The following is a 22,161-nucleotide window of genomic DNA, read 5'->3' on the forward strand; positions in this document are numbered from 1 at the left end:
GCGGAGATCGCCAAGAAGCAAGCGCGTACCGTGGGCAATACTTGTGGGTAACAACGTCTAGCCGGGGCCCACCAGCGGTTCTACGGTCCTTGCATGCCGAACCTGCCCGATGTCGTGCTGTGGTCGATCCCCGCCTTCGTGCTGCTCACCGTGGTCGAGATGATCAGCGTCCGCATCCATCCCGACGAGGGCGCGGCCGGGTACGAGGCGAAGGACGCCGTGACGAGCGTCGGCATGGGGCTGGGAAGTCTTCTCTTCGACTTCCTCTGGAAGATCCCGATCGTCGCCATCTACACAGCGATCCACGAACTCACCCCCCTGCGCGTCCCCGTCCTGTGGTGGACACTCCCGCTGATGCTGCTCGCGCAGGACTTCTTCTCCTACTGGTCCCACCGCGGCCATCACGTCATCCGCGTCCTGTGGGCCTGCCACGTCGTCCACCACTCCAGCGAGAAGTTCAACCTCACCACCGCGCTGCGCCAGCCCTGGACCACGCTGACCGTCTGGCCGTTCTACGTCCCCCTGATCGCCCTCGGCGTCCACCCGGCCGCGCTCGCGTTCTGCTCCTCGGCCAACCTCGTCTACCAGTTCTGGATCCACACCGAGCGGATCGGCAAGCTGCCCCGATGGTTGGAGTTCGTGTTCAACACGCCCTCCCACCACCGCGTCCACCACGCCTCCCAGGGTGGCTACCTGGACCGCAACTTCGGCGGCATCCTCATCGTCTGGGACCGGCTCTTCGGCTCCTTCGTGCCCGAGGTGGACCGGCCCGTCTACGGGTTGACCAAGAACATCGGCACGTTCAACCCGGTGAAGGTGGCCACGCACGAGTACGTCGCGATCGCCAGGGACCTGAAGGCGGCGAGCGGTTGGCGCGAGCGGACGGGGCGGGTGTTCCGCGGGCCCGGCTGGCAGCCGGCGTCGACCGCCGCAGCTGCCCCCGCCTCAGCCGCCCCCGCTTCAGCCTCCGCCTCCGCCCCGTCATCGGTCGAGGAGAACGCGGCCGCGTGAACCCCCGCCTCCCGCTCGCCGCGTTCGGCCTCGCCACCGCCGTCGACCTGATCTCCCTCGCGGCCGGCTTCGATACGGGGCACGTCCTCGCCAAGCCGCTGCTCATGCCCCTCCTCGCCGCCTGGGCCGCCCTGCGCGGCGCGCCCCGGCCGCTGATCGCCGCCCTCCTGTGCGGCTGGGGCGGCGACGTCCTGCTCCTCACCGACGCCGACCCCGCCTTCCTCGCCGGCATGGCCTCCTTCGCCGCCGGGCACGTCTGCTATCTGACGCTCTTCGTGCGCGGCGGTCGCCCACGCGCGCGCGGCCCCCTCCTCGCCCCCTGCTACGCCGTCGTCCTGGTCGCCACCGTCGCCCTGCTGTGGCCCGGCCTCCCCGCGGACCTGCGCCTCCCCGTCGCCGTCTACAGCACGCTGCTCACGGCCATGGCCTGCGTCGCCGCCATCCGGCTGGGCCCGGTCGCGGGCGCAGGCGGCGTGCTGTTCCTGCTCTCCGACACCCTCATCGCGACCGGCATCGCCGACCGGCCGCAGCCTCCGCGCCCCGACCTGTGGATCATGCTCACCTACGTCGCCGCACAGTTCCTGCTGGTGCACGGCACCCTCGTCGCCCTCGGCGGGCGACGCGCGGCGGCGACGTCGTACGGCGAAGTGCGCTCGACCACCCTCTGAGCGCAGAGGCGGCCTGCGACGACCGCCTGCCGGCCGCGCTGCTCGCCCTGACCGTCATCCCTTGATCGGCAGCGGCAACGCCGTCAGCAACCCCGACACCGCGACCACCACACCCAGCGTGACGATCTCCACGCGCGCGGGGGAGCAGGCGGTCAGCGGGTCGGCGGCCCGGCGCAGCCTGGTCCGCGCCCACAGGGCGAGCAGGGCGACGGCGCCGACGAGGAGCACCTTGGCGAGCAGCACGCGCCCGTACGCCGTCGTCGTGAGCTGGTCGAGCACGCTCTCCGACGGCATCCGGCGCAGCGAACTGCACAGCCCGGTCGCGGTCACCCCGGCGAACAGGACGGCCGCCACGCGCGCGTAGAGCCCGAGCAGCGCTGTCCCCGCCTCGCTGCCGCTCCATCGGCGCAGCGTACGGAGCACGTTCAGCAGTCCGCCCGCCCACAGGGCCGAGCACGTCAGGTGCGCGACCGTCAGCGCGGAGCCGATCAGCGGCGTGTGCTCGGTCGGCGGGTGTGCGCGCAGCGCCTCCGCCAGGACGACCGCCGCGAGCGGCCACAGCTGACGGTCCGGCCGGCGCGAGAGCGCGCACAGCCCGGCCACCGCGAACGCGACCGCCTCCAGCAGCGCGAGGACCCCGCTCCGCGAGCCGTGCCCGTGCGGCGCCAGCTCTCCGGCCGTCGCGGCGGCGGCGAACCCCACGACGGCCGCGTACGGCGCCCACTCGCCGGGCCGCCCGGCCGGGGCGTCGGGCAGCCGCCGGGCGAGTCCGCTCCCGAACACCTCGCCCATCTGCACGGACAGCGCCGCGAACAGCGCCGCCCGCAGCAGCGCGACCACGCCGGAGTCGGGGGTCGTGGCCTCCCCGGTGCTGTGCGCGGCGAGGGACGGCCCGAGCAGGGGGACCAGCGCCCCGAGCCCCACCAGGACGAGCAGTGCAACGGCCCGGCCGGGGCCGAGGCCGGTACGGCGCGCAGTGTCGATTGCTTCGGTCGGTCGTATGAGGGCCATGGCAGGATCTTCACCATGTACGACAAAACCGGGCAAGTCGGCCTGAAACGACCGGAGGGCATGGCGCCCACCCGCGGGTGAATCGTCGGCGGCTCAGAGCCAGCGCGCCGGATCGGCCCCCCAGACGCCGGGCGGCCGCGTCCAGTCGCCCGGGCCGCCGTCGAACGACACCGCCGGAAGGGCGTACCGCAGCCGCCCGATGCGGCTGTCGGTCTCCGCGAGCCAGGGCCCCGGGCCCCCGTACGCCTCGCCGCCCACCTCGCCGTTCGCTTCCCGCCGCTCCTCCTTGGTCATCCCTTTGCCCTCCGCTTCGCCCATCCGGACGCCGTCCGCTGCGTCCGCCCCGATGCCGCCGTCCCGGTCGACACTCCCGGTCAGCCACGCCGCCGTCCGCGCCAGCGCCAGCCGCACGAACCGACTGCCGCCGTCGTACGACTGTTCGGTCAGCGCCCGCAGTACGGCCGCCGCCAGCAGATAGCCGGTGCCGTGGTCGAGGGCCTGCGCGGGCAGCGCGCCGGGCCGCTCGGCCGAGCCCTCGACGGTCGCGATGCCGGTGGCCGTCTGCACCAGGCTGTCGAAGCCGCGCCGCCCGCTCCAGGGCCCGTACGCGCCCCACGCCGACACCTGTGCCACGACCAGCCCGGGCCGGCGCTCGGCCAGCGCCTCGGGGGAGAGTCCGAACCGGTCCAGGGCGCCCGGCCGGTACCCCGTGACCACGACGTCCGCCGCCGCGAGCAACTCCTCGAAGGCGCGCCGGTCCGCCGTCAGGTCCAGCAGCGCCGAGCGCTTGCCGAAGTCCGTGTCGGCGTGCTGGTCGGCAAGCTCGGGCAGGTGGGGCGCGTCCAGACGCAGGACGTCCGCGCCCAGCAGGGCGAGGGTGCGGGTGGCGACCGGCCCGGCGAGCACCCGGGTCAGGTCCAGGACGCGCAGCCCGGCGGCGGGCAGCAGCGGGGCGCCCTCCAGCGGAGTGAACGCACGCGCGCGTGCCCCGTCCAGTCGGCCCCGCTCGACCAGGGGGCGGGCGGCGACGGCGGCCGCCTGCTCGTGCGCGGCCCACTGCCCGGGCGTGCGCAATGCGACCGCCAGGCCCCCGGCCGCGTAGACCGTGTTCTCCACGTCGAGGGCGGAGCGCTCGGCGAGCGCCGCTTCCACGACGGCCGGGGCGGTGTCCTCGGGGTGTGCGGCGAGGTCGAGCGCTTTCAGCAACCGTGCACGGTGGTGGGGGTAGTTGGCGTGGGTGCGCACCCATCCGTCGGCCGTGCGCCAGAACCGCGACAGCGGGGCGAAGAGGACCGGCGGCCGCCCGTCGACCAGCACCTGACGCTCACTGGTGAACGCGGTGGCCACCGCCCCGTCGTCCACCCGGACCTCGGGCGCCTTCGCGAGCCCGGCCCGCCGCGCCCCCAGTTCGGCGGCGGCCAGCGCGCACGCGCCCGTACAGGCCCGCGCCAGCTCCCGGACGGGAAGGCGCCCCTGAAGAGCGCCCTCCCGCACCACGGTCGACACCCGCGGGAGCAGAGCGGGGTCGCCGCCCACCGCGGACCAGGCAATCTCGATACCAGTCATGACCGCACTATGCAGCAGTGACCGAATCGCCGTCAGGAATCCGCGTGGGTCCTACACGGGCCTACTTCTTCACGGCCTTCAGCGCGTTGACGACACCGAAGCCGAAGAAGCCGTTGACGCGCTTGCCGCCGACGCACGTGGCGTCCACGACGCCGTCACCGTTGCCGTCGTACGGCCCGGCCGGGCACGCCGTGCTGTCGGCCTGCAGCTTGAGCAGCGCCTGCAGCTGGGCAGGCGTCGCCCACGGGTGCGTCGACTTCAGCAGCGCGGCCACACCGGACACGTGCGGGGACGCCATCGAGGTGCCCTGCAGGAAGCCGTAGGCGTTGTTCGGCATGGTCGACAGGACGCGTCCGTTGGCCGACGGGGTGTCCGGGATCTGGTACTTGTCGCCGCCCGGAGCCGCCACGTCAACGACGCCCAGACCGTAGCTGGAGTAGTACGACTTGGTGCCCTTGACGCCCGTCGCGCTCACCGTGACGACGCCCGGCAGCTGGGTCGGGACGTCGAAGCACTCGTGCGGGTCGACCGTCCGCGTCACCGGCGTGGAGTCGTCGGGGCTGGAGGAGTCGACGAGAGCGTCGGAGTCCAGGTCGTGGTTGGAGTTGCCCGCCGAGGCGACGTTGAGCGTGCCCTTCTTCTGGGCGTACAGCTGGGCCCGGTTGACCGCGTCGACGATGGCCTTCTGGTCGGGGTCGTCCATGCAGTTGTACAGCCACGGGTCGACGTAGTAGCTGTTGTTCGTGACCTCGACGCCGTGGTCGGCGGCGAACACGAAGGCGCAGACGACGTTCTCCGGGTAGAAGAGGCCGTCCTTGGGGTCGCTCACCTTGATGCCGGCGACCTTCACGCCGGGCGCGACCCCCGCCACGCCGATGCCGTTGCGGGCCGCCGCGATCTCACCGGCGACATGCGTGCCGTGGTAGTCCTCGGCCGGGTTGTACGGGCGCCAGGCGCCGGGGGTGGTGTCCGCGACGCCGCCGACGCAGTTCGCCGACTGGGACGCGGAGAAGTTCGGCGCGAGATCCGGGTGGGTGTCGTCGACGCCGGTGTCGATCACGGCGACCGTCACCTTCGTGCTGCCCGGGTTGATCTCGGCGGCCTTGTCGGCGCCGATCGCCCGCAGGTCCCACTGGTCGGCCTCGAGCGGCTCGCTCTGACCCGCCGCGTCGGACGCCTTCTCGATCTTCGCGGCCTCCGCCTTCGACAGGACCTGCGCCGCGCCCTCGTCGGTGGTCCCGGCGGCGCTCAGCGGCGCGGTACGGGTCGCGCCCGCCGACTGCACACCGCGCACCGCGCGTATCTGCGCGCCGAAGTCGGGGTTCGCCGAGTGCGCGACGAGCACGCCGATCTTGTCGTACGCCGCGACGACGGTGCCGCCGGCCGCGGCGATCGCCTTCTTCACCGACGCGATCGTGCGGTGGTCCACCTTCGTGTTGACGACGTACGCCAGGGTGCCGGCGTCCGCGGTCTGGGTGGCGGAGGTCGTGACGGGGGCCGCGGAGGCCGCCGTCGGCAGGAAGCCGAGGGAGGCGGTCAGCGACAGCACGACGGGCACCGCGAGAGCGAGGCGGCGTCTGGAAGGCAGATGAGCCATGGGGTCTCCACATCATCCGGAAACGGGACCTGCCCAGGCACAGGTGCTGCCTGGACAGGTACATGACGGGTGGTGCTCGCCCGAAGCTATCTCCCTGACTCACCGGCCAGCAATGATTTCCAGGCGCCGAGTTTGCCGGCCCATGACCTGTCGCGGCCCACGCTCGTTGGTCATGACCTGCCGAAGGCCACTTCGACAAAGCCGCCCGATGCGTTGAACCCGCCCCCGTGCGGCGCCGTGACCTTGGGCAGGGAGCGAGAGGAAACTCGCCTCCTTTCGCCGTCCGACCCGCATGCGCAACGAGGAGACTCCGTGGCCACCGAGACACCGCCCCCCTCGAAAACCCAAGCCCAACTCCCCTCCACCGAGGAGTTCGTCGCGGTGCAGGAGAGCGCGGAGTTCGGTGAACTGCGCAGCTCCTACCGCGGCTTCGCCTTCCCGCTGACCGTCGCCTTCATCGCCTGGTACCTGCTGTACGTCCTGCTGTCCAACTACGCGGGCGACTTCATGGGCACCAAGCTCTTCGGCAACATCAACGTCGCCCTCGCCCTGGGCCTCGCCCAGTTCCTCACCACGTTCCTCATCGCCTGGTGGTACGCGCGCACCGCCGCCGCCAGGTTCGACCCCAAGGCCGAGGCCATCAAGTCCCGGATGGAGGGCGGAGAATGATCCCCGCACAGCACACCACCCTGCTCGCCGCAGGCGAGGCCAGCGAGCACCGCACGCTGATCATCACCCTGTTCGCGGTGTTCGTCGTCGCGACCCTCGTCATCACCGTCTGGGCCGGCCGCCAGACCAAGGACGCCGCCGACTTCTACGCCGGCGGCCGCCAGTTCACCGGCTTCCAGAACGGCCTCGCCGTCTCCGGCGACTACATGTCCGCCGCGTCCTTCCTCGGCATCGCGGGCGCCATCGCCCTCTTCGGCTACGACGGCTTCCTGTACTCCATCGGCTTCCTGGTCGCCTGGCTGGTCGCCCTGCTCCTGGTCGCCGAGCCGCTGCGCAACTCCGGCCGCTACACGATGGGTGACGTCCTGGCGTACCGCATGCGCCAGCGCCCCGTCCGCACGGCCGCCGGCACCTCCACCATCGTCGTCTCGATCTTCTACCTGCTGGCCCAGATGGCGGGCGCGGGCGTCCTGGTCTCGCTGCTCCTCGGCATCACCAGCGACGGCGGCAAGATCGGTATCGTCGCCCTGGTCGGCGTCCTGATGATCGTCTACGTGACGATCGGCGGTATGAAGGGCACCACCTGGGTCCAGATGGTCAAGGCGGTCCTGCTGATCGTCGGCGCGTTGCTGCTGACCTTCCTGGTCCTGCTGAAGTTCGACTTCAACGTCTCCGACCTGCTCGGCTCGGCCGCCGACAACAGCGGCAAGGGCGCCGCGTTCCTGGAGCCCGGTCTGAAGTACGGCGCCACCGGCACCACCAAGCTGGACTTCATCTCCCTCGGCATCGCCCTGGTCCTGGGCACCGCAGGCCTGCCGCACATCCTGATCCGCTTCTACACCGTGCCCACCGCCAAGGCCGCCCGTAAGTCGGTCATCTGGGCCATCGGCCTGATCGGCGCCTTCTACCTGATGACCCTCGCCCTCGGCTTCGGCGCCGCCGCGCTGATCAAACCGGACGAGATCATCGCGTCCAACAAGGCCGGCAACACGGCCGCCCCGCTGCTCGCCCTCCATCTCGGCGGCGTCGACTCCAACTGGGGCGCGATCCTGCTGGCCACCATCTCGGCGGTCGCCTTCGCCACCATCCTCGCGGTCGTCGCCGGTCTCACCCTCGCCTCGTCCTCGTCGTTCGCGCACGACATCTATGCGAACGTCATCAAGCGAGGTCAGGCCACCGAGAAGCAGGAGATGAGCGCGGCCCGCTACGCCACGGTCGGCATCGGCGCCGTCTCCATCCTGCTGGGCGCCCTCGCCCGCGATCTGAACGTGGCCGGCCTGGTCGCCCTCGCCTTCGCGGTCGCCGCCTCCGCCAACCTCCCGACGATCCTCTACAGCCTCTTCTGGAAGCGGTTCACCACCGCCGGAGCCCTGTGGTCGATCTACGGCGGCCTGGTCACCGCGGTCGGCCTGGTGCTGTTCTCGCCGGTCGTCTCCGGCAAGCCCAGCTCGATGTTCCCCGGCGTCGACTTCCACTGGTTCCCGCTGGAGAACCCCGGCCTCATCTCGATCCCGGTCGGCTTCCTGCTGGGCATCGTCGGCACCCTCCTGTCGAAGGAGGAGCCCGACAGCGAGAAGTACGCCGAACTGGAGGTCCGCTCCCTGACCGGCACCGGAGCCCACTGAGCACCCACCGCCCACACCCCCTGCGCGGCCGCGTCGTAGCTCTCTACGACGCGGCCGCGTCCCGTCTCGTGGGGTCGGGCTCTGTCGTTGTCAGTGGCGTCACGTACGCTCGCAGGTGACGGGCGTGAACCGCGATCCGCTACGAGGGAGGGGGCCCACGTGCTCATCGACACCTACGGCCGGGTGGCCACCGACCTGAGAGTCTCGCTGACCGACCGGTGCAACCTGCGCTGTACGTACTGCATGCCCGAGGAGGGCCTGCAGTGGCTGGCCAAGCCCGACCTCCTCACGGACGACGAGATCGTCCGCCTGATCGGCATAGCGGTCTCCACGCTCGGCATCGAGGAGGTCCGCTTCACCGGCGGCGAGCCCCTGCTGCGCCCGGGCCTGGTCGGCATCGTCGAGCGGGTCGCGGCCCTGACCCCCCGCCCCCAGATGTCCCTGACGACGAACGGCATCGGCCTGCGCCGCACCGCGACCGCCCTGAAGGCGGCCGGCCTGGACCGGGTCAACGTCTCCCTCGACACCCTGCGCCCCGACGTCTTCAAGACCCTCACCCGCCGCGACCGCCACAAGGACGTCCTGGAAGGCCTCGAAGCCGCCCGCGAGGCAGGCCTGACGCCGGTGAAGGTCAACGCGGTCCTGATGCCGGGCCTGAACGCGGACGAAGCCCCGGACCTGCTGGCCTGGGCCGTGGAGCACGCCTACGAGCTGCGTTTCATCGAGCAGATGCCGCTGGACGCACAACACGGCTGGAAGCGCGAGGGCATGGTCACCGCGGGCGACATCCTCGCCTCCCTGCGCACCCGCTTCGACCTCACCCCCGAGGGTCAGGACGAACGCGGCTCGGCCCCGGCCGAACGCTGGCTGGTGGACGGCGGCCCGCACCGCGTCGGCGTCATCGCCTCCGTCACCCGCCCGTTCTGCGCCGCCTGCGACCGCACCCGCCTCACCGCCGACGGCCAGGTCCGCACCTGTCTCTTCGCCCGCGAGGAGACAGACCTGCGCGCTGCCCTGCGCTCCGGCGCGCCCGACGAGGAGATAGCCCGCGTCTGGCGCCTGGCGATGTGGGGCAAGAAGGCGGGCGCCGGCCTGGACGACCCGTCCTTCGTACAGCCGGACCGGCCGATGTCTGCGATCGGGGGCTAGGAGAGCGCCCCGATAGGGGCGCGGGGCTCTATCGATATGCGGCTCCGCCGCGTGGGCGCGACCAGCCCCCATGCACCCGCAGGCTTCAGACGTCCTGCGCTTCCCAGTCCTTCAGAAGAACCACGTCCTTCAAAAATCCCCGCACCCCGAGAAACTCCGCCAAGTGCGCGCGATGCGCTTCGCACGCGAGCCACGTCTTGCGCCGCTCCGGCGTATGGATCTTCGGGTTGTTCCACGCCAACACCCACACCGCGTCGACACGGCAGCCCTTGGCGGAACAGATCGGAGTCTCGTCACTCACAGCTTCGTCTCGCAGAAACCCCGCACACAAAGGCGACGCCGAGCAGCCACGGGGGGAGCTGCCCGGCGTCGGTCCGTCGCTCCGACGGGGGATGCGGAGCGCGTACGAAGTATGTCACGGCCGACCGCTCCCACGGCACTGGAACAACATGATTGATCTGAGCTTTTCCTGAGCTTGCCGCACAGTGCGCGCACCGCGGACCCATGGCCGGCTCATGGCCGCCGTTCGGCGGGACCGGGCGCCGGCTCCTCCCGAAGGGATTCCGCGAAGCCTTCCCTTTCCGGCCCCTCCGGGACGAATTCCGCGGAGTCCTCCGGGCGCGGCGGCATCACCTCCCCCGCTGCCGAAAGCGCGGGAGGTGCCCCCAGCCGCACCGGCACGGTCACGAAAGTGGAGGGCAGCGAAGGCACGTTCTCCCGCCCGGCGTTGGCGATCACCACCGCTACATAGGGGAGCACCACCCCCAGGACCAGCGCCACGATCGCCACATGCCGTTCCACGTTCCACAACGTCGCCGCGAGGATCACCGACACCGTACGGACCGACATCGAAATGACGTACCGCCGCTGGCGGCCCCGCACGTCGTCCTGGAGACCCTGCCGGGCGCCGGTGATCCGGAACACCTGGACGTTCCCGCCGCCACCCTGCTTCCGCATCACATTCCACCGTCCGCCCACATCGGCATCTCCCCGGCTGTCCACGTTACGCCGCGGCTGCGCCGCCTTCGAGACCGGGTCGTCTCCCGCCCGGGGAGACGTACTGCGTCGTCCCGCGTACGGCCGTACCCGACATGCGCCGTACGGCGAGCGGATCGAGACTTGGGGGCAATGCTCACGTAGAGCCGTACGAGGAGGCAGCCATGGGCTGGTTGTGGGCGATCATCGTGGGATTCGTGCTGGGCCTGATCGCCAAGGCGATCATCCCGGGCAAGCAGCACAGCCCGCTCTGGCTGACGACCATTTTCGGCATGCTGGGCGCGATCGTGGGCAACTCGGTCGCGCAGGCGGCGGGGGTCGAGTCCACGCCGGGCATCGACTGGAGCCGCCACGCGTTCCAGCTGGTCGCCGCGATCATCATCGTCGCCGTGGGCGACATGCTCTACATGGCGACGCTGGGCAAGAGGAAACACCGGGTCTGAACGGCCGGCGCACGGCGAAGGGGGCGGCTTCCCGAGGGAAGCCGCCACCTTGCTCACGCCCTATGGCCGGCCGGTCAGCCGGTGACCTCGACGGCGGCCAGGTTCTTCTTCCCCCGCCGCAGCACCAGCCACCGCCCGTGCAGGAGGTCCTCCTTCACGGGGACCGCGTCCTCGGCCGTGACCTTGACGTTGTTCACGTAGGCCCCGCCCTCCTTCACGGTCCGCCGCGCGGCCGACTTGCTGGCCACCAGGCCGACCTCGGCGAACAGGTCCACGACCGGCCCGAGCTCGGCGACCCGGGCGTGCGGCACCTCGGACAGGGCCGCGGCCAGCGTCCGCTCGTCGAGGTCGCCCAGCTCGCCCTGACCGAAGAGGGCCTTGGACGCGGCGATCACCGCGGCCGTCTGGTCGGCGCCGTGCACCAGCGTCGTCAGCTCCTCGGCCAGCGCCCGCTGAGCGGCCCGGGCCTGCGGACGTTCCTGCGTCTGCCGCTCCAGCTCCTCCAGCTCCTCACGGGACTGGAAGGACAGGATCCGCATGTACGTCGAGATGTCCCGGTCGTCCACGTTCAGCCAGAACTGGTAGAACGCGTACGGCGTCGTCATCTCCGGGTCGAGCCAGACGGCGCCGCCCTCGGTCTTGCCGAACTTGGTGCCGTCCGCCTTGACCATCAGCGGCGTCGCCAGACAGTGCGCCTCGGCCTCCGGCTCGAGCTTGTGGATCAGGTCCAGGCCCGCCGTGAGGTTGCCCCACTGGTCGCTGCCGCCCTGCTGGAGCGTGCAGCCGTACCGCCGGTACAGCTCCAGGAAGTCCATGCCCTGCAGCAGCTGGTAGCTGAACTCCGTGTAGCTGATGCCCTCCTGGGACTCCAGCCGCCGGGCAACCGAGTCCTTGGTCAGCATCTTGTTGACGCGGAAGTGCTTGCCGATGTCACGCAGGAACTCGATGGCCGACAGTCCGGCCGTCCAGTCCAGGTTGTTGACCATCACCGCGGCGTTCTCGCCCTCGAAGGACAGGAACGGCTCGATCTGCCCGCGCAGCCGGGTCACCCAGTTCGCGACCGTCTCCGGGTCGTTCAGCGTGCGCTCCGCCGTGGGGCGCGGGTCGCCGATCTGGCCGGTCGCCCCGCCCACCAGCGCCAGCGGACGCAGCCCCGCAGCCTGGAGCCGGCGCATCGTGAGGACCTGCACCAGGTGGCCGACGTGCAGTGAGGCCGCGGTGGGGTCGAAACCGCAATAGAACGTGACGGGACCGTCCGCGAGCGCCTTGCGCAAAGCGTCCTCGTCAGTGGACAGGGCCCACAGGCCACGCCACTTCAGCTCGTCGACGATGTCCGTCACGGTTCTCGTATCTCCTTGATGATCTTCTTGATGTTCTTGACGCTCTTCGGGCAGCCCAGCCGGTCCGTCGAACCGGTCCGTCGAGCGATCCCCGGCTACGAGGTTATACGCCCTGACTGACAGAGCTCATATTGAAGTCCGGCACCCGCAGCGCGGGCATCGCAGCCCTGGTGAACCAGTCGCTCCACTCCCGGGGCAGCGTCTTCTCCGTGCGCCCGGCCTCCGTCGCCCGCCCCAGCAGGCCGACCGGCGACTCGTTGAACCGGAAGTTGTTCACCTCGCCGACGACCTCACCGTCCTCGACGAGGTAGACGCCGTCCCGGGTCAGACCCGTGAGCAGCAGCGTCGCCGGATCCACCTCGCGGATGTACCACAGACAGGTCAGCAACAGCCCGCGCGCGGTGCTCGCGACCATCTCCTCCAGGGAGCGGTCCGCGCCGCCGTCCAGGATCAGGTTGTCGGCGCCCGGAGCCACCGGCAGCCCGGTCAGGCCCGCACTGTGCCGGGTGGTCGTCAGATGCTTCAGCTCGCCCCCGCCGATCCACTCGGTGGGCCGCACGGGCAGCCCGTTGTCGAAGACCGACTGGTCGCCGCCCGAGGAGTGCGCGATGACGAACGGCGCCGACTCCAGGCCCGGCTCGGCCGGGTCGCTGCGCAGCGTCAGCGGCAGGTCGGTCAGCTTCTCGCCGAGCCGGGTGCCGCCGCCGGGCTGCGAGAACACCGTCCGGCCCTCGGTCGCGTCCCGGCCCGACGCCGACCACAGCTGGTAGATCATCAGGTCGGCCACCGCGGTCGGCGGCAGCAGCGTCTCGTACCGCCCGGCGGGCAGCTCGATCCGCCGCTCGGCCCAGCCCAGCCGTACGGCCAGTTCGGCGTCGAGCGCCGCCGGGTCGACGTCCTTGAAGTCCCGGGTCGAGCGCCCCGCCCACGCCGAACGCGTACGGTCCGGGGACTTGGCGTTCAGCTCCAGCGTGCCGTTCGGCTGGTCGTGCCGCAGCCGCAGCCCGGTCGACGTGCCCAGGTACGTCGAGACCAGCTCGTGGTTGGCGAACCCGTACAGCTCGCGGCCGCCCGCACGCGCGCGTGCGAACGCCTCGCCCAGCGCGGGCGCGAAGTCCGCGAACACCGCCGACGAGGTCTCCACGGGCGCCTCCGTGAACTCCGGGGACGGCGCCACGCCCGTGACCAGCGGCTGCGCGTCCTCGGCGGGTGCCGCACCGCGCGCGGCGGCCTCGGCGGCCCGGACCAGGGGCTCCAGCTCGTCCGCAGTGACGGCGGCCCGCGAGACGACACCGGAGGCGGTGCCCTCCTTGCCGTCGACCGTGGCGATCACGGTGAGCGTGCGCCCGCGCGTGACGCCGTTGGTGGTGAGCGCGTTGCCGGCCCAGCGCAGGTTCGCCGACGACTGCTCGTCGGCGATGACGACACAGCCGTCCGCCCGCGACAGCTCGAGGGCTCGCTCGACGACCTCGTGCGGCTTGTTGCTACGGGCGCTCATCGACCGGCCTCCTGCGTGGTGTTGAGGATGTTGACGCCCTTGAACAGGGCCGACGGGCAGCCGTGCGACACCGCCGCGACCTGGCCCGGCTGGGCCTTGCCGCAGTTGAAGGCGCCGCCGAGGACATACGTCTGCGGACCGCCCACCGCCGCCATCGAACCCCAGAAGTCGGTCGTCGTCGCCTGATAGGCCACGTCCCGCAGCTGCCCGGTGATCCGCCCGTTCTCGATCCTGAAGAACCGCTGGCCGGTGAACTGGAAGTTGTAGCGCTGCATGTCGATGGACCACGAGCGGTCGCCCACGACATAGATGCCCCGGTCGACGCTGCCGATGAGATCCTCCGTCGACATCCCGGCCGGATCGGGCCGCAGCGACACGTTGGCCATGCGCTGCACGGGCACATGCCCCGGCGAGTCGGCGTAGGCGCACCCGTTGGACCGTTCGAACCCGGTGAGCTTCGCGATCCGCCGGTCCAGCTGGTAGCCGACCAGCGTGCCGTCCTTCACCAGGTCCCAGGACTGGCCCGCGACGCCCTCGTCGTCGTAGCCGATGGTCGCGAGGCCGTGCTCGGCGGTGCGGTCACCGGTGACGTTCATCAGCTCCGAGCCGTACCTCAACTTGCCGAGCTGGTCGAAGGTGGCGAAGGAGGTGCCGGCGTAGGCGGCCTCGTAGCCGAGCGCGCGGTCCAGCTCGGTGGCGTGCCCGATGGACTCGTGGATGGTCAGCCACAGGTTGGACGGGTCGACGACCAGGTCGTACAGCCCCGGGTCCACACTCGGCGCGCGCATCTTCTCGGCGAGCAGCTCCGGGATCCGGGCGAGCTCGTCGTCCCAGTCCCAGCCGGTGCCCGTGAGGTACTCCCAGCCGCGCCCGACGGGCGGCGCGATCGTCCGCATCGAGTCGAACTCGCCGCTGGACTCGTCGACCGACACCGCGGTCAGCGCCGGGTGCAGCCGCACGCGCTGCTGCGTGGTCACCGTGCCCGCCGTGTCGGCGTAGAACTTGTTCTCGTGGACGGTGAGCAGCGAGGCGTCGACATGGTTGACGCCGTTCGCCGCCAGCAGCCGCGCGCTCCAGTCCGCGAGCAGCGCCGCCTTCTCCTCGTCGGGCACGGTGAACGGGTCGATCTCGTACGACGACACCCACGTCTGCTCGGCGTGCACCGGCTCGTCGGCGAGCTCCACCCTCTCCCACTGCCCGAAAGGCGTGGGAGGTGCCCCCACGTCCGACCCGGCGGCCTTGATCACCTGCGCGGACAGCTTGGCCATCGCCACGGCCTGCGAGGCGACCTTGGCCGCGGCGTCCATCGTCAGATCCACGCCGGAGGCGAACCCCCACGTCCCGCCGTGCACGACTCGCACCGCGTACCCGAGGTCGGTCGTGTCGGACGACCCGGCCGGCTTGGCGTCCCGCAGCCGCCAGGACGCGTTGCGCACCCGCTCGAACCGGAAGTCCGCATGCTCCGCCCCGAGCGCACGCGCGCGTGCGAGAGCGGCGTCGGCGAGGGCGCGTAGGGGTAGGGCCGTGAAACTTTCATCGATGCTATGGGGCACCTACGTCTCTCCCTGGTGTCGTCGCGGTGTGAAGGCCTCGATCATGTCGCGCCGGGCGGCCCCCGGACCACACCTTTCCGCCCTGCGCCCGCAAACTTTCTGTAGGGACCCCACAGACTGTCCCGTGCGCCACTGTCGGTGCCCGAATGTCCTCGGCCGGACGCCGACCGATAGGTTTCGAGGGAAGCCGCCTGCCGTCCAGGTCCCTGGCAGGTGCGTCAGACCCCTATCGAAAGGGTGATCCGTTGAGCCGCTCGGTTCTCGTCACCGGAGGAAACCGGGGCATCGGCCTCGCCATCGCCCGCGCGTTCGCCGACGCCGGCGACAAGGTCGCGATCACGTACCGCTCGGGGGAGCCGCCGGCAGGCTTCCTCGCGGTCAAGTGCGACATCACCGACTCCGAGCAGGTGGAGCAGGCCTACAAGGAGATCGAGGCCGAGCACGGTCCCGTCGAGGTCCTGATCGCCAACGCGGGCGTCACCAAGGACCAGCTTCTGATGCGCATGTCCGAGGAGGACTTCACCTCGGTCATCGACACCAACCTCACCGGCACCTTCCGGGTGGTCAAGCGCGCCAACCGCGGCATGCTGCGCGCCAAGAAGGGCCGTGTCGTCCTGATCTCGTCGGTCGTGGGGCTCTACGGCTCGCCCGGGCAGGCGAACTACGCCGCCTCCAAGGCCGCCCTGGTCGGCTTCGCGCGCTCCCTCGCCCGTGAGCTGGGATCGCGCAACATCACCTTCAACGTCGTCGCGCCCGGCTTCGTCGACACCGACATGACCAAGGTGCTCACCGATGAGCAGCGCGCGGGCATCGTCTCGCAGGTCCCGCTCGGCCGGTACGCGCAGCCGGAGGAGATCGCCGCGACGGTGCGGTTCCTCGCCTCGGACGACGCCTCGTACATCACTGGAGCCGTCATCCCCGTTGACGGCGGACTGGGAATGGGTCACTGACAACCATGAGCGGAATTCTCGAGGGCAAGCGCGTCCTGATCTCCGGTGTGCTGATGGAGTCCTCCATCGCCTTCCACGCCGCCAAGCAGGCCCAGGAGCAGGGCGCCGAGATCATCCTGACCGCGTTCCCGCGGCCCACGCTGACCGAGCGCATCGCCAAGAAGCTCCCCAAGCCGACCAAGGTCATCGAGCTCGACGTGACCAACGACGAGCACCTGGCCCGCCTGGCCGACCTGGTCGGCGAGGAGCTCGGCGGTCTGGACGGCGTCGTGCACTCCATCGGCTTCGCGCCGCAGGACGCGCTCGGCGGCAACTTCCTCAACACGCCGTTCGAGTCCGTGGCCACCGCCATGCACGTCTCGGCGTACTCCCTGAAGTCGCTGACGATGGCCTGTCTGCCGCTGATGCAGAACGGCGGCTCGGTCGTCGGCCTCACCTTCGACGCGCAGTTCGCGTGGCCGCAGTACGACTGGATGGGCCCGGCCAAGGCCGCCCTGGAGGCCACCAGCCGTTACCTCGCCCGCGACCTGGGCAAGCAGAACATCCGCTGCAACCTGATCTCCGCGGGCCCGCTCGGCTCCATGGCCGCCAAGTCCATCCCGGGCTTCGGCGAGCTGGCCTCCGTCTGGGACGACCGCTCCCCGCTGGAGTGGGACCTCAAGGACCCGGAGCCGGCCGGCAAGGGCATCGTCGCGCTGCTGAGCGACTGGTTCCCCAAGACCACCGGCGAGATCATCCACGTGGACGGCGGTCTGCACGCCATCGGCGCCTGACGCCACCGGCACACCTGTCACCTGTCACCTGTCACCCGTCCGGCCTATCTGGCCGGGCGGGTGAGGTCCCCGACCAGGCACGATGAAGTGCGCGTTCACCCACGCGCTGCCCTCCCCAGCTCTGCCGAGGAGGTTCCCTTGTGCGCCTGTTCCGTTTCCTCGCCCCAGTGACCGCGGTCGTCGCGATCGCGCTCTGCGCGCCTCATGAGGCGTCGTCCCACGCGCGCGTGCAGGCCAAGCCCGAACCTTTCGGCGCGGAGTGCCGCACCGGCATCGACGGCTCGCACGTCGTCGCCTACTGCCACAACCCCTACGCCGACACCGACCGCGTGAGTCTCCACATCGAGTGCGACCGCTGGTGGGACCTCGACACCGACGGCGCCCCCGTCGACGCCGAACCGGCCATGACGGTACGACTGACCGGCCGCTGCTGGAAGGAAGTCCGCTCGGCCTGGATCAGTCACCGGAAGGGCTGAGCCGTCCGGGCCGGCACAGCAGCGGATAGCTCGCCGCCTCGACCGCGGCCGTCTCCGCGTCGCCCGCGCGGATCGCGTCCACCAGCCGCGTGTGGTCCATGTACGTCTCCGGCGTCAGCTCCTCGCCGACGTCCTCGCGCAGCCAGTCCCGCAGCACCTCGCCGAGGTCCGCGTGCATCGCCGTCATGACGTCGTTGTGGGAAGCCGCCACCACCGCCAGGTGGAAGGTCGCGTCGGCCGTCACGAACGCCTCCGCGTCGCCCGACTCCCACGCCTCCTCGCGCCGCAGCAGCAGCGCGTCGAGCTGCTTGAGGTCCTTCTCCGTGCGCCGCTCCGCCGCCAGCCTCGCCGCGCCCGACTCCAGGTTGGAGCGCAGCTCGGCGATGTGCCGGGGGTCGGCGTCGGCGAAGCGGCGGTGCATCACGCCCGCCAACTCGCTGGTCGCCACGACGTAGGTGCCCGAGCCCTGCCGGATGTCCAGCAGCCCGTTGTGCGCGAGCGCGCGGACGGCCTCGCGGACGGTGTTGCGCGCCACACCCAACTGCTCGACCAGCTCGGGCTCCGTGGGGATGCGCGAACCGACCGGCCACTCACCCGACGTGATCTGGGTGCGCAGCGCGGCGATGACCTGCTCGGAGAGCGCAGAGCGACGGGGATGGCTCAGAGGCATGGCACACCTTCGCACGGGTGGGGCGGGCGTGGGCAACCCGGAATGGACAAACAATCATCCCATGATTCTATGATAGGCGGCATGGCGAACGAGCGGACACGGACGAGGACGACCACGCCCCTGCCCACCCCGGCGGCGGGTGAGCCCCCACGAGCGGCCACGCGCGCGTGGACGACACGGCTGCTCATGGTCGGCATCGTGCTGGCCGCCCTCAACCTCCGCCCCGCCATCACCAGCCTCGGCGCCCTCCTCGAAGAGGTCCGCGACGGACTGGGCATGAGCGGCGGCGTGGCCGGGCTCCTCACCTCCGTGCCGCCGCTCTGCTTCGCCGTCTTCGGTGTGACGGCGCCCCGCCTCGCCCGCCGCTTCGGGCCCGGAGCGGTGGTGTGCGCGGGCATGGCCGCCATCACGGCGGGGCTGCTCGTCCGCCCCTACGCGGGCGGCACGGCCGGCTTCCTCGCCGCCAGCGCCCTCGCCCTCATGGGCATCGCCGTCAGCAACGTCCTGATGCCGGTCATCGTCAAGCGCCACTTCCCCGACCGGGTCGGCTCCATGACCGGCCTGTACTCGATGGCTCTGGCCCTCGGCACGTCGACCGCCGCCGCGGTCACCGTGCCCATGACCGAGGTGCTGGGCGGCAGTTGGCGCACCGGGCTCGCGGTGTGGGCGGGTCTGGCGGCGGCGGCCGTCCTGCCGTGGCTGCTGCTCGTCCGCGACCGCGCGACGGCGCCCGGCGAGGCGGGGACGGCAGGGGAGCGGCACGAGCCCGGACGGCGGCGGGAGCCGGGACGGCGGCGGGAGCGCGAACGGCGGACGCCGACGGGGCCGCGGGAGCCGGGGGAGCGGCAGGAGCGGGCGGGGCGATCCGAACCGCAGGCGCACGCGCGCGCGAGGCAGCCGTCGGCCCGGCTGCGCATCACCCGCAGTCGTACCGCCTGGGCGCTCGCCGTCTTCTTCGGCCTCCAGGCCACCGCCGCCTACATCACCATGGGCTGGCTGCCGCAGATCTTCCGGGACGCGGGCGTGCCCGCGTCCACCGCAGGAGTGCTCCTCGCGGTGACGATGGCGATGGGCGTGCCCCTGGCCTTCGTCATCCCGCGCGTCGCCACCCGGCTGCCGCAGCAGGGCCCGATCGTGGTCGCCCTCGGCGTCTGCGGACTCGTCGGATACGCGGGCCTGTATTTCGCGCCCACCGAGGGCGCCTGGGCCTGGGCCCTGCTGCTCGGCATCGCCAACTGCGCCTTCCCCCTCGCCCTGACGATGGTCGGGATGCGCGCCAGGACCGGTGCGGGCGTGGCCCAGCTGTCGGCCTTCGCGCAGAGCACCGGCTATCTGATCTCCATCCCCGGCCCGCTCCTGGTGGGAGTGCTCTACCAGCACAGCGGCGGCTGGGGCCTGCCCCTCGCCCTCATGGCGGCCCTGATGGTCCCGCAGACGGTCGTGGGCGTCCTGGCCGGCCGTGACCGCACCGTGGAGGCGGAAGCCGCGCGCTGACCCCGGAGGGAGCCTCGTGGGCGCAGGGTGCGAGACTTGCCGTATGCCCCTGCTCGACCCGAATCCGCAGAACGGCCAGAAGAAGATGCTGATCGTCTTCGGCTCGTTCCTCGCCATCTTCGTGATCATCGCCGTCATCGCGACCCTCGCCTCGCCCTGACGGATCGACCCCGAGCCTGACCCCGAGCCCGAGCCCGAGTCCGGGCCCGAAGCCGACCCCGCCATCGTCCCATCCCGGTCGTGGCCCGGTGGGGGAGCGGGCTGGGAGCGGGGTGGTGGGGTTAACCCCCCTGTCCCCTAGGGGGTGGAGGTCAGGGTCAAGTGGGTGGATCTCCGGATGGGTTGAGGGCCGCCGATTCCGTAACTTCGAGGTGTGACCGCGACGCGGATCACCGCCACGGACCACGGTCCGGGGACCACGGACCACTCGAAGACAGCGGAGGCACCCATGTCGGCCCCAACGCACACCCGGCCCCGGGCGGCCACCTCGGGCGGCGTCGACACCCGGCTGCCCTGGTGGGCCCTCGCCCTCCCGATGCTCGCCTTCATCGCCCTCTTCGTGCTGATACTGAACCCCGCCGACGCCCACGCGGCCACCGGCGACCCGGCGATCCCTCACCTCGTCGAGCGCGTGCAGCAGCTGATCGCCCGCTAGGACGGTGCCCGTCGCACCCCGCACGGGGCGGCCCTGGCCACCTCGGGACCGCTGGTGAAGCCGCATGTCAACTCCCTGCGCCCCATGGCCTGTTTCATGCGAAGCTGGGACGTATGAGCGTCGCAGAACCCCGCAGGATCGTCCTCTTCCGCCATGCGAAAGCCGACTGGCCACAGGTGACCGACCACGAGCGTCCGCTCGCTGAGCGGGGCCGGAAGGACGCCGCCGTCGCCGGACGCAGGCTGACCGACACCGGCATCCCCTTCGACCTGGCCCTGTGCTCCACCGCGGTCCGCACCACGGAGACGTGGAAGCTCGCCGTCCAGGAGTTCCCACAGCGGCCGAAAACCGTCTACGAGGAGCGGATCTACGATGCGTCCCCGGGCGAGCTCATCGCCCTGCTCAACGAGACACCCCACGACGTGCACAACCTCGTCCTGATCGGCCACAACCCGGGCGTCCAGGGCCTCGCCGACGTCCTGTCCGGCCAGGCCGACGGCGACGCGGGCGAGCGGATGCACCGTCGCGGATTCCCGGCCGCCGCCTTCGCCGTCATCTCCTTCGACGGCTCCTGGAAGTCCCTGGAACCGGGCGTGGCCACGCTGCTCGACTACTGGACGCCCTCCGAGTAACCCACCCTCGCACGCGCGAGGGCCCGGCGACGTCGAAGCGTCGACGGTGCCGGGCCCTCCCCGTTGCGTCCGGGTCCCCGCCCGGGGGCCTACCGCTCGTCGTGCGTCTCCGCGGCCTCGACCTCTTCGCGGGTGATGCCCAGCAGATACAGGACGGTGTCCAGGAACGGCACGTTCACCGCCGTGTGCGCCGCCTGACGCACCACCGGCTTGGCGTTGAAGGCGACCCCGAGACCGGCGGCGTTCAGCATGTCCAGGTCGTTGGCGCCGTCACCGATCGCCACGGTCTGCGACAGCGGTACGCCCGCCTCGGCGGCGAACCTGCGCAGCAGCCGCGCCTTGCCCGCACGGTCCACGATCTCACCGGTGACCCTGCCGGTCAGCCGGCCGTCGACGATCTCCAGCGTGTTCGCCTGGGCGAAGTCCAGCCCGAGCCGCTCCTGCAGATCGTCGGTGACCTGCGTGAAACCGCCGGAGACGACGCCCACCTGGTAGCCGAGCCGCTTCAGCGTCCGGATCAGCGTGCGCGCACCCGGCGTCAGCCGCACCTCGGCGCGCACCTTCTCCACGACCGAGGCGTCCAGCCCCTCCAGCAGCGCGACCCGCGCGTGCAGCGACTGCTCGAAGTCGAGCTCACCGCGCATCGCGGCCGCCGTCACCTCGGCGACCTCGGCCTCGCAGCCCGCGTGCGCGGCGAAGAGCTCGATCACCTCGTCCTGGATGAGGGTGGAGTCGACGTCCATGACGACGAGCCGCTGGGCCCGCCGGTACAGGCCGGCGTCCACCACGGCGACGTCCACCCCGAGCGCCGCCGCGTCCATGACCAGGGCGGTGCGCAGCGGCTCGGTCTCCACGCCGGAGACGGCGAACTCGACGGCGGTGACGGGGTACTTGGCGAGCCGGAAGATACGGTCGATGTTGCCGCCGGCCTTCGTGATCTTCGAGGCGATCGCCGCCGTGGCCTGCGCGGTGAGCGGATGCCCGAGCACGGTGACCAGCGACCGGCCGAAACCGCGCGGCCGGTTGTCGCCGAGGCCGGAGATGATCTCCGCCTGCATCTTCATCGACTCGGCCCAGCTGTGGACCGTCGACCGCAGGTCCCCCTCCAGGCCGCCCGGCGGCTCGGTCACGAGCGCGCACAGCACCATCCGGCCTCGGGTGACGACCTGCTCGATGTCGACCACGTCGACGGAGTAGGCGGCGAGGGTGTCGAAGAGGCCGGCCGTGATGCCCGGCCTGTCCTTGCCGAAGATCTTGACAAGGAGCGTGGGGACGTCGGAGGACGAAGTCTGCAAAGCGCTCATGGTGCCTCCACCGTATCCGGCACCCAGTGCCCTTCGCCGCCGAGGTCCGCCTGACGGACAGGGAACAGTGGATGTCGGCGA

Annotated in this window: 23 protein-coding genes; 13 read left to right on the plus strand and 10 right to left on the minus strand. The window is 71.2% G+C overall.

Annotation, left to right across the window (positions count from 1 at the left end):
- Positions 1-93 precede the first annotated feature (93 nt).
- Both ACIBTS_RS19330 and ACIBTS_RS19335 read left to right on the plus strand, forming a co-directional pair.
- A complete protein-coding gene (locus ACIBTS_RS19330) occupies positions 94-1,011 on the plus strand; it encodes a sterol desaturase family protein (RefSeq protein ID WP_399320750.1) in 918 nt (305 codons plus the stop codon).
- Positions 1,008-1,679, plus strand: a complete 672-nt coding sequence (locus ACIBTS_RS19335) for a lysoplasmalogenase (protein WP_399320751.1) — start codon at positions 1,008-1,010, stop codon at positions 1,677-1,679. The genes ACIBTS_RS19330 and ACIBTS_RS19335 overlap by 4 nt, the downstream gene beginning before the upstream one ends.
- A gap of 54 nt (positions 1,680-1,733) precedes the next feature.
- On the opposite strand, the gene ACIBTS_RS19340 is transcribed toward ACIBTS_RS19335, so the two are convergent.
- From ACIBTS_RS19340 to ACIBTS_RS19350, 3 genes are all read right to left on the minus strand, one after another.
- Positions 1,734-2,690, minus strand: coding sequence for a copper resistance D family protein (locus ACIBTS_RS19340; protein WP_399320753.1), 957 nt, complete (start codon positions 2,688-2,690; stop codon positions 1,734-1,736).
- 93 nt (positions 2,691-2,783) lie between these two features.
- On the minus strand, positions 2,784-4,256 hold the full coding sequence (locus tag ACIBTS_RS19345) for a CoA transferase (RefSeq protein ID WP_399320755.1): 1,473 nt from the start codon (positions 4,254-4,256) through the stop codon (positions 2,784-2,786).
- A 61-nt stretch (positions 4,257-4,317) separates the two neighbouring features.
- Positions 4,318-5,853, minus strand: coding sequence for a S8 family serine peptidase (locus ACIBTS_RS19350; RefSeq protein ID WP_399320757.1), 1,536 nt, complete (start codon positions 5,851-5,853; stop codon positions 4,318-4,320).
- Between the two features lie 312 nt (positions 5,854-6,165).
- Between ACIBTS_RS19350 and ACIBTS_RS19355 the strand changes: the two genes are divergently transcribed.
- The 3 genes from ACIBTS_RS19355 to moaA all read left to right on the plus strand — a co-directional run bounded on the left by ACIBTS_RS19355 (position 6,166) and on the right by moaA (position 9,296).
- Positions 6,166-6,522, plus strand: coding sequence for a DUF485 domain-containing protein (locus tag ACIBTS_RS19355; protein WP_399320759.1), 357 nt, complete (start codon positions 6,166-6,168; stop codon positions 6,520-6,522).
- A complete protein-coding gene (locus tag ACIBTS_RS19360; protein WP_399320760.1) occupies positions 6,519-8,147 on the plus strand; it encodes a cation acetate symporter in 1,629 nt (542 codons plus the stop codon). The genes ACIBTS_RS19355 and ACIBTS_RS19360 overlap by 4 nt, the downstream gene beginning before the upstream one ends.
- A 159-nt stretch (positions 8,148-8,306) precedes the next feature.
- Positions 8,307-9,296, plus strand: coding sequence for a GTP 3',8-cyclase MoaA (gene moaA / locus ACIBTS_RS19365; protein WP_319674852.1), 990 nt, complete (start codon positions 8,307-8,309; stop codon positions 9,294-9,296).
- A gap of 85 nt (positions 9,297-9,381) precedes the next feature.
- Here the strand turns inward: moaA and ACIBTS_RS19370 are convergent, their stop codons facing one another.
- Complete coding sequence (locus ACIBTS_RS19370; RefSeq protein ID WP_079663182.1) at positions 9,382-9,597, minus strand: hypothetical protein; 216 nt, start codon at positions 9,595-9,597, stop codon at positions 9,382-9,384.
- A 212-nt stretch (positions 9,598-9,809) separates the two neighbouring features.
- The gene (locus tag ACIBTS_RS19375; RefSeq protein WP_399320762.1) at positions 9,810-10,253 is read right to left on the minus strand and encodes a DUF3099 domain-containing protein; all 444 of its coding nucleotides are present in this window, start codon (positions 10,251-10,253) and stop codon (positions 9,810-9,812) included.
- A gap of 203 nt (positions 10,254-10,456) precedes the next feature.
- Between ACIBTS_RS19375 and ACIBTS_RS19380 the strand changes: the two genes are divergently transcribed.
- A complete protein-coding gene (locus ACIBTS_RS19380; protein WP_399320764.1) occupies positions 10,457-10,735 on the plus strand; it encodes a GlsB/YeaQ/YmgE family stress response membrane protein in 279 nt (92 codons plus the stop codon).
- A 74-nt stretch (positions 10,736-10,809) separates the two neighbouring features.
- On the opposite strand, the gene tyrS is transcribed toward ACIBTS_RS19380, so the two are convergent.
- The 3 genes from tyrS to ACIBTS_RS19395 form a co-directional block, all read right to left on the minus strand.
- Positions 10,810-12,075 (minus strand): tyrosine--tRNA ligase, encoded by a 1,266-nt coding sequence (gene tyrS / locus ACIBTS_RS19385; protein WP_319674849.1) that lies wholly within the window; start codon positions 12,073-12,075, stop codon positions 10,810-10,812.
- A gap of 103 nt (positions 12,076-12,178) precedes the next feature.
- Entirely contained in the window at positions 12,179-13,573 is a 1,395-nt protein-coding gene (locus ACIBTS_RS19390; protein WP_399320766.1) for a metallopeptidase TldD-related protein, read from the minus strand.
- Entirely contained in the window at positions 13,570-15,126 is a 1,557-nt protein-coding gene (locus ACIBTS_RS19395) for a TldD/PmbA family protein (protein WP_399320767.1), read from the minus strand. The genes ACIBTS_RS19390 and ACIBTS_RS19395 overlap by 4 nt, the downstream gene beginning before the upstream one ends.
- 245 nt (positions 15,127-15,371) lie before the next feature.
- Here ACIBTS_RS19395 and fabG point away from each other — a divergent pair, with 245 nt between their 5' ends.
- From fabG to ACIBTS_RS19410, 3 genes are all read left to right on the plus strand, one after another.
- Positions 15,372-16,076 (plus strand): 3-oxoacyl-[acyl-carrier-protein] reductase, encoded by a 705-nt coding sequence (gene fabG / locus ACIBTS_RS19400; protein ID WP_079663188.1) that lies wholly within the window; start codon positions 15,372-15,374, stop codon positions 16,074-16,076.
- Between the two features lie 5 nt (positions 16,077-16,081).
- Positions 16,082-16,849, plus strand: coding sequence for an enoyl-ACP reductase FabI (gene fabI / locus ACIBTS_RS19405; RefSeq protein WP_319674846.1), 768 nt, complete (start codon positions 16,082-16,084; stop codon positions 16,847-16,849).
- 140 nt (positions 16,850-16,989) lie between these two features.
- On the plus strand, positions 16,990-17,325 hold the full coding sequence (locus ACIBTS_RS19410) for a hypothetical protein (protein WP_319674845.1): 336 nt from the start codon (positions 16,990-16,992) through the stop codon (positions 17,323-17,325).
- On the opposite strand, the gene ACIBTS_RS19415 is transcribed toward ACIBTS_RS19410, so the two are convergent.
- Complete coding sequence (locus tag ACIBTS_RS19415; protein WP_079663191.1) at positions 17,306-17,995, minus strand: FadR/GntR family transcriptional regulator; 690 nt, start codon at positions 17,993-17,995, stop codon at positions 17,306-17,308. The genes ACIBTS_RS19410 and ACIBTS_RS19415 overlap by 20 nt on opposite strands.
- A 69-nt stretch (positions 17,996-18,064) precedes the next feature.
- Between ACIBTS_RS19415 and ACIBTS_RS19420 the strand changes: the two genes are divergently transcribed.
- The 4 genes from ACIBTS_RS19420 to ACIBTS_RS19435 all read left to right on the plus strand — a co-directional run bounded on the left by ACIBTS_RS19420 (position 18,065) and on the right by ACIBTS_RS19435 (position 20,776).
- The gene (locus tag ACIBTS_RS19420; RefSeq protein ID WP_399320769.1) at positions 18,065-19,489 is read left to right on the plus strand and encodes a CynX/NimT family MFS transporter; all 1,425 of its coding nucleotides are present in this window, start codon (positions 18,065-18,067) and stop codon (positions 19,487-19,489) included.
- 43 nt (positions 19,490-19,532) lie between these two features.
- On the plus strand, positions 19,533-19,649 hold the full coding sequence (locus tag ACIBTS_RS19425) for an SGM_5486 family transporter-associated protein (RefSeq protein WP_099937617.1): 117 nt from the start codon (positions 19,533-19,535) through the stop codon (positions 19,647-19,649).
- Between the two features lie 288 nt (positions 19,650-19,937).
- Positions 19,938-20,144, plus strand: a complete 207-nt coding sequence (locus ACIBTS_RS19430; RefSeq protein ID WP_319338257.1) for a hypothetical protein — start codon at positions 19,938-19,940, stop codon at positions 20,142-20,144.
- Positions 20,145-20,257: 113 nt separating this feature from the next.
- Complete coding sequence (locus tag ACIBTS_RS19435; RefSeq protein ID WP_399320770.1) at positions 20,258-20,776, plus strand: SixA phosphatase family protein; 519 nt, start codon at positions 20,258-20,260, stop codon at positions 20,774-20,776.
- Positions 20,777-20,865: 89 nt separating this feature from the next.
- On the opposite strand, the gene serB is transcribed toward ACIBTS_RS19435, so the two are convergent.
- On the minus strand, positions 20,866-22,080 hold the full coding sequence (serB, locus tag ACIBTS_RS19440) for a phosphoserine phosphatase SerB (protein WP_399320771.1): 1,215 nt from the start codon (positions 22,078-22,080) through the stop codon (positions 20,866-20,868).
- Between the last annotated feature and the right edge of the window lie 81 nt (positions 22,081-22,161).

It is taken from the genome of Streptomyces sp. NPDC050121 (assembly GCF_044460385.1).
GTDB lineage: Bacteria > Actinomycetota > Actinomycetes > Streptomycetales > Streptomycetaceae > Streptomyces > Streptomyces soliscabiei.

Bases quoted from the DNA above. Each gene is read 5' to 3' on its own strand.
- ACIBTS_RS19330 (WP_399320750.1), top strand. From the start codon at position 94: ATGCCGAACCTGCCCGATGTCGTGCTGTGGTCGATCCCCGCCTTCGTG.
- ACIBTS_RS19340 (WP_399320753.1), bottom strand. From the start codon at position 2,690: ATGGCCCTCATACGACCGACCGAAGCAATCGACACTGCGCGCCGTACC.
- ACIBTS_RS19345 (WP_399320755.1), bottom strand. From the start codon at position 4,256: ATGACTGGTATCGAGATTGCCTGGTCCGCGGTGGGCGGCGACCCCGCT.
- ACIBTS_RS19350 (WP_399320757.1), bottom strand. From the start codon at position 5,853: ATGGCTCATCTGCCTTCCAGACGCCGCCTCGCTCTCGCGGTGCCCGTC.
- ACIBTS_RS19360 (WP_399320760.1), top strand. From the start codon at position 6,519: ATGATCCCCGCACAGCACACCACCCTGCTCGCCGCAGGCGAGGCCAGC.
- ACIBTS_RS19375 (WP_399320762.1), bottom strand. From the start codon at position 10,253: ATGCGGAAGCAGGGTGGCGGCGGGAACGTCCAGGTGTTCCGGATCACC.
- ACIBTS_RS19380 (WP_399320764.1), top strand. From the start codon at position 10,457: ATGGGCTGGTTGTGGGCGATCATCGTGGGATTCGTGCTGGGCCTGATC.
- ACIBTS_RS19390 (WP_399320766.1), bottom strand. From the start codon at position 13,573: ATGAGCGCCCGTAGCAACAAGCCGCACGAGGTCGTCGAGCGAGCCCTC.
- fabI (WP_319674846.1), top strand. From the start codon at position 16,082: ATGAGCGGAATTCTCGAGGGCAAGCGCGTCCTGATCTCCGGTGTGCTG.
- ACIBTS_RS19415 (WP_079663191.1), bottom strand. From the start codon at position 17,995: ATGCCTCTGAGCCATCCCCGTCGCTCTGCGCTCTCCGAGCAGGTCATC.
- ACIBTS_RS19420 (WP_399320769.1), top strand. From the start codon at position 18,065: ATGATAGGCGGCATGGCGAACGAGCGGACACGGACGAGGACGACCACG.
- ACIBTS_RS19425 (WP_099937617.1), top strand. From the start codon at position 19,533: ATGCCCCTGCTCGACCCGAATCCGCAGAACGGCCAGAAGAAGATGCTG.
- ACIBTS_RS19430 (WP_319338257.1), top strand. From the start codon at position 19,938: ATGTCGGCCCCAACGCACACCCGGCCCCGGGCGGCCACCTCGGGCGGC.
- ACIBTS_RS19435 (WP_399320770.1), top strand. From the start codon at position 20,258: ATGAGCGTCGCAGAACCCCGCAGGATCGTCCTCTTCCGCCATGCGAAA.
- serB (WP_399320771.1), bottom strand. From the start codon at position 22,080: ATGAGCGCTTTGCAGACTTCGTCCTCCGACGTCCCCACGCTCCTTGTC.